We start from the raw sequence: 10,693 nt of genomic DNA, 5'->3' as shown, positions 1-10,693 counted from the left end.
AGAAGTTTTATCCCTCTGTGGTTGGGACTATATCCTTGAAGCTATATTAAGTGCAACTTCATAGTAAATTGGTATCAAGTAGAAAATGTCACGCGCGGAAACCGGCTGGTTTCTCAAAGCGTGGTGGCGCTTGTTTACCCCGATTCTGCTGGTCGCATCCAACAAGTCCCCATTCCTCCCGGATACTTAATCGTTCGCGGAACCGATAACCAACCTCTCATTGCCGACAGTTTATTTGACAGAGGTTCTGAAATAGCCAAGGCTGATATTTTAGTGGGAATTCTCGGCAGCTTGGGGCGGGTAGGAGAAATAATTAATCGACCCGCCCAAGAAACTTTCAGCCAGCAGAGCGGCTTTTTTGGAAGTACGGCTGTTAAAACAACAACCTCGTCTGAACCTAACATTTTAGCAGCCGCTTTAGAGGGATTCTTTACACCTACTGCCTAACGGCTGCCAGAAAGATCGGATCGCAACGCCCAAGAACTTTTGAAGCGAGGCAACGTGGCGATCGTACCAGAAGGAACTCAAGTTTCAGTATTTGTCAATGCCTTTGTCACAGTGCAAAGATAACGGAGGTAAAATAACCATGAACAAACTCACTCGAAAAATTCGTTTGGCTTTACTTTCTCCTGCCTTAATAATTGCCACTGTATTCAGTACAGTTAATATTGGGCAAGCTCAAACATCAGCGCTAAAAATTGTCGGAAGAGATGCAGCAATCAATACAACTACCAACCTTCAAGTATGGTCTGGCCGTTCCAGCGTTATTGATTTTAGCCAGACTGGTGAAGTCATTATTTACATCCGGTTAGCAGATCCCTCCAGGGCCGTCTTTAACACTGATGCTGAATTAAAAACTAACCAAGCTAAAACCATATTTGTCCAACCGATTCAACCCTTACACTTCCCTGGCGCTACAACAGCCAACATTACTAACCTGTTCGTTAAAACTCGCTCTCCAGAAGGAATTGAACGCCTTTATACCTTTAATGTCGTTCACCAGAATGGGCAACCTACTAATAATGGTATTGCCATCTCTACGATAGTGCCTGGGCAGGAACCCAGCGTAACTTTAGCAGACAATCGAACGGCGGCACTCAGCGACATCGAACGGGGATTAGACCTTGCCATCCTTCGAGGCTACACGCCTCCCAATGACCCCGTTGTCTTCAAAGTTCGAGAGTTCATCGCTCTAGCTCGAAATGGCACAGCTATTGCTAAAGCTGCTGAAAAAACTAATCTATCAATGTCTGTTGTTATTTCACTAGGACAGCTAGGAATTAGTCGTGAATTATTGTTTGGAACACCACAAACACCTTCTCCTTCTCTTCCCTCCAACTCGAATTTTTTAAACTCAAATCCACGTAAACCTTAGTAATCTACGCACGATCAATGCACCCTCTTTAGCATTGTCCATTGGCCTTCGTCTTTCAACATCGAAACTGTGCTGTACAACTTCTGGTTTATTAAAGATTTCGTAAGCTAGAGGTAGATCTGCATAATATCGATCGATTGTATTGCAAATCTTCAATCAGATTATCAACCCACCCCTGATAAGAGATGTATGGCACCTTAAAAACAGGTCTTAACTCTTCCCAATCCTCCACTTGAAAAAGATAGGGCGCTAACTGTTCTAAGTAGGAACGACCGAACTGAAATTCCATGTCGAGATTCCGAATCTTCGACAGTAATTTCTCTGAAATGGAAATTTTTTCAAAGATATCTAATTCTGAAATACCCTTAACTGCCATGCTGTCTATTAACAAGACATAAAGCCTTTTGCGGGATGTTATATCCGGTAATAAATCAGCTTTAATACGCTGTAAAAATAAGTCGCGCTTCTGAATTTGTTCGGCAGTTAGCGTAGCATTGAAATATTGAATAAATGGATCTTTTTCTCTTGTTAAGATGCTTTCCGATACTTCTGCTGTCGTGCTTTTTTTTTACGAGCGATCGCCTCATAGGGATCTTCATCCCCTTCCGCATATTGCATCAACTCTGTCATAGACCAACCGATCGCATAGGCAAACTGGACTAACTTTTGCAATCTGGGATCGGCTTTGCCCTCGCTCCAGTTCACCAGCGTGTTGAATGAAACTCCTGTAATCCTTCCTAGTTCCCTAGAACTACCAACGCGCTCATCCTCCACCAACGCCTCTATTAACTGACCGAGACGTTTCTGGATTCCACTATCGAGCGCTAAATTTTCCTCTACTTTCGTTGACATTCCTGTTTTCTAATAGCTAAGGAGTTGCCGCAGGCATAATTGTATCGCCTGTATTATACCAGAATAACTCGTTTTACAGTCAATAGTATGATTCGCCTAACTTAATCTAAGCTCCAATCGCTAGCCTTAGACGGGATAATGATAGCCACTAATACTTTGACCCAAAACGTAACAATTCTTTACTTGATCAAAGTTATACTCGGCTATATGCTAGTTAAATGATAAATACTTTTATCAGACCCTCTAAAAATTTTGCCTCACCCTAATCCTAGTCGGAATCGCAAGTGAGGCTATTCTACCAGTGGAAGAGATACAGTTGTACAGAAAAACAACCTTAGAATCCCCATTCTGATTTTTTTCTGAACTGGACTCTTCCCAGACATTAAACACCGACGGCTGTTTGACAGCGATAGCCATCGGACCTACTGAAGTTGTCATCTGACGAGAGAGTTAACTGCCAGATCGGGCAGACTCTTGACTGTACTTCCATCGACCGGACTTAACCGACTCTTGATGGCGGTACATCACATCTATCGGCCGAATTGTTGGAGCCGACTCTTGATGATGGTACATCTCTGGCCGACTTGTTAGAGCCAGCTTTTGATGATGGTACATCTCTGGCCGACTTGTTAAAGCTGCCTTGATGGTTTTTCCATATTAAACCATTAGAAGCACTGAATCAATAGGTATGTCTTAGAATTTTTAGTATTTAAGACATTTGCTGCTCCAACATTCGGCTTCCTCTACCCTTTGGAATAGGAGCCAAAATGCACTACAACGACCTAAGCACCCGCCTGTACCAGGGCTTGTCGCGGATTCCTCAAGACTGGCAACTCTGCTTGCTCGACGGCAAGAAAGTCCCTCAAGGCACGGGCTGGCAGCAAAAGCCACTGACTCCCGCCCAAATGAAAGAAGCCGTAACCAACGGCTGGACGGTAGACAAAGCCGATGGCACTCAATACTGCTGCTACCCCAAAGGCTACGGACTGATCACCGGTACGCCAATTGCCGCCAACGGCGCTGCTTACGTAGTCATTAGGGCAATCAAAGACTGGCAAAAGCAAAAGAACTCAGAAACCGCGAAGACGGAGGAGAGTTGATAGCGATCGCTGACATTTACCCCCAGCCCTGCCACCGCCGCTACTGGGTGAGTGATCGCAACGGCCCCACAGAAGAGCGATTTACTTCGTAATGCGAGAAAACTTTGTAATTAGCAAACCCATCAACCTGACAAGCACGATGGACCGACCATAACAGGTGGAGACAGATCGCCCCCATGTCTGGCAAGAAAATCTGCGATAATCAAAACCTTGAGGTTAATATAGACTCTAATAACCTTAGCAACAGCTCCTACGCGGAGCCAAAGCAATCGCAACGGTCACATAAGTCATCTACAGAACCCCGCCTCTGCCAAAGAAAATTCTACGAAGAATGCCCCAGTAGTGCAATCACAGATACAATCTATACGGCTGGAGTCACTGGTATGGATTTCTGGGAAATAAGCGAAACCAGTTTGAATGGTCGAAAAGATTTTTCCAAAGGTCGAGTGGAATTGCAAATCCGCGATCGTTTCGACCTAACAGACTTTGCTGAAATTGCCTATCAAGCCAAGGAAATTATCGCCCAGAACTTCGGAGAAGAAACCCTCAAACTGCACTATGCACTGGCAATGATTGCCTTCCGCAAGCCCGAAGTCGGGAGAGAGCAAATTACAGTATCAGCATCTAAACTCCTAGCTGACTTTGGTGAGAATAACAAAAAGAAACACTACATCCCAAAAGCCGAACGAGACGCCAATAGCCAGCCAGCCCGATACCTTTCTAAAGAAGAAAAACTAAGAGCCTTAGCCTATCATGGATATCTGCTAAAACGATTAGAAGTTTCCGTTAAAGCTTGGCGGATACGCAATAAAATATTTACTATTGAACACTCCAATCTCTGGGAGATTTTTCAAATTACCGAGGTGTTTCATCAAGAAAAAAACACCTTGATCGATATTGAAATCACTTATCGCCCTGGCAAATGGTTTGACAAATTTGCAGGTCACGAATACTTGCGGGAATTTGGCTACATTACCAGCGAGGCGCTAAAACTAGATTATTACCAGGAAAAAATGGCTCTCAGACTGGCTTATTTTGCCCTATTTGCCCTGCAACAGCACAAAAGCGGTCGGTATCAAATAGAAACACTGCTGACGCGAATCGGGTATAAGAACGACATAGAGACAGCAAAGAGAAACGGAGTTACTGCCTCGAATTTAAAGCGCAGCTTCGATCGAGGGCTGAAAACACTGGGAAATTTTGAATACCCCTACCTCTTTGACTACGAGTCCGATGTCCCTGACTGGGCGTATCCAAACAGCCAAGTTAAAAAGCCCCATCACTGGTTTGAAACCTGGCTACAACTTAACGGGACTTTACGCCAGCCAGAAGCGCTACCCAAACACCCACAACAACCCGAACCAAAACCAGAGCAACCGCAACCGCCCAAAAGACCCGCCCACAAGCAGAAGTCAGCTCAGCCAGCAGCCAACCTAACCGAACCCATAGCTTTTGGTCAATGGGTGAGAGAAGCTCGGAAAACTATGGAAGAAAGCCTGAGAACAATGGCAAAAGAGCTGGGGATTTCAGCATCCCAGCTATCTCAGATTGAAAACGGCTGCTATCCACATACCATCAAGCCCAGCCTGAAAACCAAGATAATTCGTCACCTTGGCTTAAATGAGTAACTAGCCAACCAAAAGGCATCTTGCATCCAGCGGAAAGACTCCCAATTCAGGGGGTCTTTTTAGCTTTTTGAGCAGCAGAGTGTTTAAACCGCTAAACACCTAAAAAATTTGCCAATTTGCTTGAATCTCTTATCTGACAATGGTTTCAGCGCCTAAACACTTTGGGGGTATTCGGAAAAGTTTAGGGGGTATTCGGAAAAGTTTAGGGGGTATTCGGAAAAGTTGTAAATTTGAAACCTTTGTCCTGTATAGCTTTCAGCGCCTAAAAATCTCCTGAGTAGTTTGAGTAGTTTAACGGAGTGTCACTAACCACAGCAGCCGAGTCAGACAGGCTAAGGATTGATTTCAAATTCTGCCCAATATAAAACGTGACGAGAGAAATTTATCTGAGGTGCTGGAAGCATTGCCGTCAAACCAAACGCACGGGAATTGCCCGCAGCCTTGCTGACACCAGAGAAACACCCCTACCCCTACGAAAAGCCCCCTCAACCCCGCCTAACCGCTTCCGGCTGCCCTTCCATTTGACCAACACCGGGGGTGTCCAATGACATCGCCCATCTCCCCCCTGTCCGAATGGCTGGCTTCAGGCGTAGACCCCGACCTCATCGCCCTCAACGTCCAAACCCTCTCAGGCGACACCCCCTACACCTACCTCCTGTACGAAATCAACGCCGCCTCCGGCAGAGTCCACCCCGACGCACAATGGCGGTGGGCCAGAAAGCACTACAGCCACATCGAAGCTGGTGGCTGGTGGTGCAATGGTCTTGACCCCCTCAACAACTGGCAACCCATGTATTGGGGCTGCTTCAAACCCCACCAGCCCCGAAATGCCTTTGACCCCAAAGGCAAAATCAAACCCGTCAAATACGAACACCCCCCCAAAACCGCCACCAGAGCCTTTTTCCTGCAAGTCCCAGATCACATCTGGGCAAAAGTCGCAGAACGCTACGGTGTCCCCATCGACAGCTCAGACAGACAACTTGGCTTCTGGCAATGGGTATGGGACAACAACATCCCGGTCATCATCGTCGAAGGCGCAAAAAAAGCCGGATGCCTACTCACACTGGGCTACGCCGCCATCGCCCTCCCCGGTGTCACAGGTGGTGTCAGAACCAAAACCCCTCAAGGGGAGAAATGCGACCCCTACCTCATCCCCGAACTGCAACACTTCGCCACAGAGGAACGCGAAATATACATCTGCTTCGACCGCGACAGCAAACGCCAAACCATCCAAAACGTCAACCGGGAAATTGGCAAACTCGGCCGCCTGTTCACTGCCGCCAAATGCCCCGTCAAAGTCATCAACCTGCCAGGGCCAGAAAAAGGCGTTGACGATTTCGTGGTATCGAAGGGCTCCGATGCCTTCAACGCCCTCAAAAATGAAGCGCAAGGCTTCCAATTCTGGCTTGCTAGGGAATCATGGCTTTTAACCTATCCCGCCTCTTTAAGGCTAAATTCTCGCTATCTGGGAAAACTCCCCTATCCAGAGTCCGGGTTAGCCTGCATCAAAGCCCCCAAAGGCACCGGCAAAACCCAAGCCCTGACCAACTTAGTCTCACAATCCCTTGACACAGGCGATCGCCGCGTGCTGATAATTACCCATAGGATTCAACTAGGCAGGGCGATCTGCGCCAGCTTAGGAATCAACTACATCGACGAAACCAGAGACTCAGACTTTGGTAAACTGTTCGGATACGGCTTGTGCATAGACAGCCTTCACCCATTGTCTCAAGCTAATTTTAATCCTGAAGACTGGGAAAACGCGATCGTCATCATCGATGAGTGCGAACAAGTCATCTGGCACGCCTTAAACAGTTCAACTTGCCGCGATCGCAGAGTCGCCATCTTGCAAACTCTGCAAGAACTCATCCACAACGTCTTGACAAGTGGTGGCTTAGTTGTTGCCCAAGATGCCGATTTATCCGATTACAGCATCGACTACTTAATAGCCATAGCAGGCATTCCTATTTCGCCTTGGGTTGTTATCAACGAGTGGCAGCCAAAACGAGGGCGAGATGTGACTTTCTTTGCTACTTCTAACCCGGCTTCGCTGTATGTGCAGATGGAGCAAATTCTGTCTCAAGAAGTCACTTCTTGTGACATTGAAAGCCGTGCCGAATGCTGTCCTATAAGCTTAAACTGTGCCGAATTTGGTGGTAAAAATCCTGCTGAATGTAGTTCTGAAAGCCATGTCAAATGTTCTCCTGTAATCCGGGGTGAATATGGGTTAAAAAGCCGGGCCAATTTTTGTCCTATAACCTGTGCTGAATATGGGTTTAACACTCGTGCCAAATGCTCTCCTATAACCTGTACTAAATATGGCTCTAAAAGCCCTACTGAATATTGTCAAAAAACCTCAGATAAATATCCTGTAAAATGCGCTAAATATGACAGGGACATTTGTGCTAAATATTGTCAAAAAACCTCAGATAAATATCCTGTAAAACGCACTGACTGTGACTGTAAAATCTGTGCTAAATATTATCAGAAAACCTCTGGCCAATGTCCTGTAAAACCTGCTCAATGTGACTGTAAAAGCCATTCTGAATATTATCAGAAAACCTCTGGTGAATGTCCTATTGTAAAATTCACTGAATGTGACTGTAAAAGCCATCCTGAATATTATCAGAAAACCTCTGGTGAATGTCCTATTGTAAAATTCACTGAATGTGACTCTAAATGCTTTGCTAAATATGTTTCGGAAAACCCTAGTGAATATGACTGTAAAAACCCTGCTAAGTGTGATTGTGAAACAACCGCAAAATGTAGCCCAATAAACTTTACTGAAGGTAACTCAAAAAAACCTACTGAATCTCACCCTATAGAGCGATATCGACCACGCATTATGGTTGTAGAAGACTCGCAAAAAGTTACAGGAAATTGGTCTTGCCGCAACCTTGAAACACAACTGCAAAAACGCTTTCCCCATCAGCGAATTCTCAGAATTGATAGCGAATCAGTATCAGATCCCAATCATCCCGCTTACGGTTGCATTGACCAACTAAATACGCTCATACAAAACTATGACATCATCATCGCTAGTCCCACAATTGGCACAGGAGTTAGCATTGACCTTCGCCATCATTTTACAGCGGTTTTCGGCATTTTTAAAGGAGCAATTGCTGTCAATGACGCTTTGCAAGCACTAGCGCGAGTTCGAGATGAAACTGTGCCTTGGTTTGTCTGGACTGCGCCCTTTGGTGTGGGCAAACTTGGCAATGGCAGTTCGAGTTACCAAGCAATTCTCAAATCTCAAAAAAAAGTCATCACAACCAATCTCAAATTGTTGCAAGGCGTGGATTTTGACATTGATGAAGCTTACGACCCAATTCACTTGCGGACTTGGGCTAAAATGGGGGCGAGAATTAATGCTGGGATGTGGAACTACAGGGAGGCAATTTGGGAAGCTTTAAAAGCTGAAGGGCATTCGGTTTCGCTATGTCGAGAGAATCAATTACAACAAGAACTCAAAGTTTTGCTGTTACGACAGCTTGCAGCAAACAATGCTCAAAATTGGGATTTATTGGAAGAACTAGAGTCGCAATACCGCAAATTAAAGTCGGAGTTAGATAGCCGGGAAACGGTAGCAGCTTGCATCCGTGCAGAAGCGACATCTATTAAGGAAGAGAATAAAATGTTAGAAGCGCAGGCTGTTAATAATGCTTCTGACATTACTCTTTCTAAATACTTAGAATTAAAGGACAAACGGGCTAAGACTCGTGATGAACTAAACCAGCAGCGCAAGTATCAATTACAAGAGACTTATGGAGTGCCCATCACGCCTGAACTTAAGTTGAAGGATGATGCTGGCTGGCTGCCTCAAATTCGCTTACATTACTATTTAATTTATGACCCGGAGTTGGTCAGATTTCGAGATAAAAATCACTTGGCGGGGCATCTGGAAAGGGGGCAAGGAAAGGTGTGTCCTCAAGATTTGCGTTTGCTGACGGCAAGTGTGGAAGCTTTGAAGGCGTTGGGGATAAAGTCATTGTTTAATGTTAATCGAGAGTACCGGGGGACTGACGCGGATGTGATAGCTTTTGCGGAACAAGTGAAGCAATGCAGTGTTGATATTAAGGATTTTCTGGGTATTAGTATCCATCCTGATGCTAAGCCAATGGAAGTGGTGCAGTATATTTTAAGGGGTAAGCTGGGCTTTACTTTGCGGCGAGTTCGCCAAGAAAGGTCGGAGGAACGAGATGCTAAAGGTCGGCAGAAACGTATTAGGGTTTACCAGTTTGAGTTTCCCCAGGATGGCAGGGAGGCGATTTTTGAGGTTTGGCAGCAGCGGGATAAAGAGGCAGTGTCGGCGGAAGGTGCACGAGAGTGTTTAGAAGGGGTTTCTAGTGGCACAGGGTCGGATAATAATATGGGGATATCTGAGGGTGTGTTTTCTCAGGATTTCCCTCAACAGATTAATGAGGTGGGAACTGCTGGCACAGGGTCGGATAATGATATAGGGATATCAAAGGGTGTGCCGCCTCTTGGTTTTCCTCAACAGATTAATGAGGTGGGAAATGAGATGAAAACTGTCGGCACAGGGTCTGATAATAATATAGAGATATCTGAGGGTGTGCCGCCTCTGGATGAGGAATGGGCTCACGCTACTCAAGTGTTCGGAGTGGAAGCTGCACCCGCAGAGACATTAACAACAGAAGGGATGGGAGTTGCAGCTTCATATCAGGCGATAGAACCCGAAAATCACGTCATTCCCACTTATGAGGTAAAAGTACCCCAAATAGCACCGTCTGAGCTGAAAGTGGGCTCGGTGGTGAGGTTCTGCGGTGAGGTTCAGAAATATGTCGTTAGAGCTGTTTCTGGGGCTCAGGTAATGGTGAAATCCCTGTTTTCGGGGCAATTCGTCAACACTTACGCACACCGCTTAGAGCTTGCAGAAGAGGGGACAGGATGAGTTATTTATGGCGATCGCGATTGATGCTCAGTATTTATTCAGGAGTTGCCTGCTGCTCAACATACTTTTTAAGTTGCTCATTCGGTAATTGTCACTTCACCCATAACGAAAGCAGTAGCCACTTTATCCTTCCAGCAAGCTACTGCTTTTGTATACGTAAGTTATGCGCTTGCTCCCTCTATAGCAGCGGTACGAAGTTCTAAGCATTGCAGGCATTATTAGTGCAATTTTATGGTTCCATCTAGCGTGCCAAGTTATGGGTGAAATGACAGTAATGTCCGATTAATTTTTGATTAACTTTTATCTCCGCGCCTACCGTCGCGGAGTGGAAGACAGCTGAACTAACAATTCCCGCACCCGGCCTACAAACAAAGCGAGCTACTGAAACCACTTTCCGCAGAGAGTGCTAATTGTGGCGACTGAACGCTCACCCGCCACTGTCCCCTCGCATTGGCGCCCGTCACGCGCGAGGCGATCGCAAAGAAAGAAAACACAACTTTTCGCTTTCCTGAAACCGCTTAGATCCTCGTACAGCAGGTCGGAGCCTTTGAATTAATTATCAGAGGAGGTGTATTTCTCCTCAGTTAATCATCCAAAAGGCTGAAGTTAATTATCCGTTTTTTCAGCCCGTGTAGCCATGCTGCACCATGTTGTCAACTGTTGCAATCTAAAAAAGGTTAGCAATGCTTACCGCGAAAATTTTGATTTGGAGTTTTCTGTTAATATGACTATCCAAACTATCAACGATGTACTAAGCTGTTGCACATTTAAACTGTGATACAAGCATTACCCTTATTTTTGATTTTGCGACTCCATTTAATTATTA

The 10,693-nt window shown here is 45.6% G+C and carries 7 protein-coding genes; 5 read left to right on the top strand and 2 right to left on the bottom strand.

The genetic code is table 11. The features are described 5' to 3' along the window. Positions 1-123: 123 nt before the first annotated feature. Positions 124-447: a hypothetical protein gene (locus QUA13_RS29830; RefSeq protein ID WP_333204381.1), complete on the top strand. Its 324-nt coding sequence runs from the start codon at positions 124-126 to the stop codon at positions 445-447. Between the two features lie 139 nt (positions 448-586). Further along, a complete protein-coding gene (locus QUA13_RS29825) occupies positions 587-1,375 on the top strand; it encodes a hypothetical protein (protein ID WP_333204379.1) in 789 nt (262 codons plus the stop codon). Between the two features lie 528 nt (positions 1,376-1,903). On the opposite strand, the gene QUA13_RS29820 is transcribed toward QUA13_RS29825, so the two are convergent. Next, on the bottom strand, positions 1,904-2,227 hold the full coding sequence (locus QUA13_RS29820) for a transcriptional regulator (RefSeq protein WP_015211729.1): 324 nt from the start codon (positions 2,225-2,227) through the stop codon (positions 1,904-1,906). A 767-nt stretch (positions 2,228-2,994) separates the two neighbouring features. On the opposite strand from QUA13_RS29820, the gene QUA13_RS29815 reads away from it, so the two are divergent. The 3 genes from QUA13_RS29815 to QUA13_RS29805 all read left to right on the top strand — a co-directional run bounded on the left by QUA13_RS29815 (position 2,995) and on the right by QUA13_RS29805 (position 9,867). Next, positions 2,995-3,327 carry a DNA primase gene (locus tag QUA13_RS29815; protein WP_333204376.1) on the top strand — a complete coding sequence of 111 codons (333 nt, stop codon included), beginning with the start codon at positions 2,995-2,997 and terminating at the stop codon, positions 3,325-3,327. Between the two features lie 383 nt (positions 3,328-3,710). Beyond that, on the top strand, positions 3,711-4,955 hold the full coding sequence (locus tag QUA13_RS29810) for a helix-turn-helix transcriptional regulator (protein WP_333046227.1): 1,245 nt from the start codon (positions 3,711-3,713) through the stop codon (positions 4,953-4,955). Positions 4,956-5,499: 544 nt separating this feature from the next. Next, positions 5,500-9,867 (top strand): plasmid replication protein, CyRepA1 family, encoded by a 4,368-nt coding sequence (locus QUA13_RS29805; protein ID WP_333204375.1) that lies wholly within the window; start codon positions 5,500-5,502, stop codon positions 9,865-9,867. Positions 9,868-10,229: 362 nt separating this feature from the next. Here QUA13_RS29805 and QUA13_RS29800 read toward each other — a convergent pair whose 3' ends face one another. Beyond that, positions 10,230-10,361: a hypothetical protein gene (locus tag QUA13_RS29800; RefSeq protein WP_333002731.1), complete on the bottom strand. Its 132-nt coding sequence runs from the start codon at positions 10,359-10,361 to the stop codon at positions 10,230-10,232. Between the last annotated feature and the right edge of the window lie 332 nt (positions 10,362-10,693).

Origin of the sequence: Microcoleus sp. S28C3 (assembly GCF_036700785.1) — a bacterium.
In the GTDB taxonomy this organism is placed as follows: Bacteria; Cyanobacteriota; Cyanobacteriia; order Cyanobacteriales; family Microcoleaceae; genus Microcoleus; species Microcoleus asticus.
The sequence above is the reverse complement of the archived record's forward strand: the minus strand, read 5'-3'. Positions and strand labels throughout refer to the sequence as shown.

Excerpts from the sequence above, each read along its gene's own strand:
- QUA13_RS29825 (WP_333204379.1), top strand. The coding sequence starts at position 587 with ATGAACAAACTCACTCGAAAAATTCGTTTGGCTTTACTTTCTCCTGCC.
- QUA13_RS29820 (WP_015211729.1), bottom strand. The coding sequence starts at position 2,227 with ATGTCAACGAAAGTAGAGGAAAATTTAGCGCTCGATAGTGGAATCCAG.
- QUA13_RS29815 (WP_333204376.1), top strand. The coding sequence starts at position 2,995 with ATGCACTACAACGACCTAAGCACCCGCCTGTACCAGGGCTTGTCGCGG.
- QUA13_RS29810 (WP_333046227.1), top strand. The coding sequence starts at position 3,711 with ATGGATTTCTGGGAAATAAGCGAAACCAGTTTGAATGGTCGAAAAGAT.
- QUA13_RS29805 (WP_333204375.1), top strand. The coding sequence starts at position 5,500 with ATGACATCGCCCATCTCCCCCCTGTCCGAATGGCTGGCTTCAGGCGTA.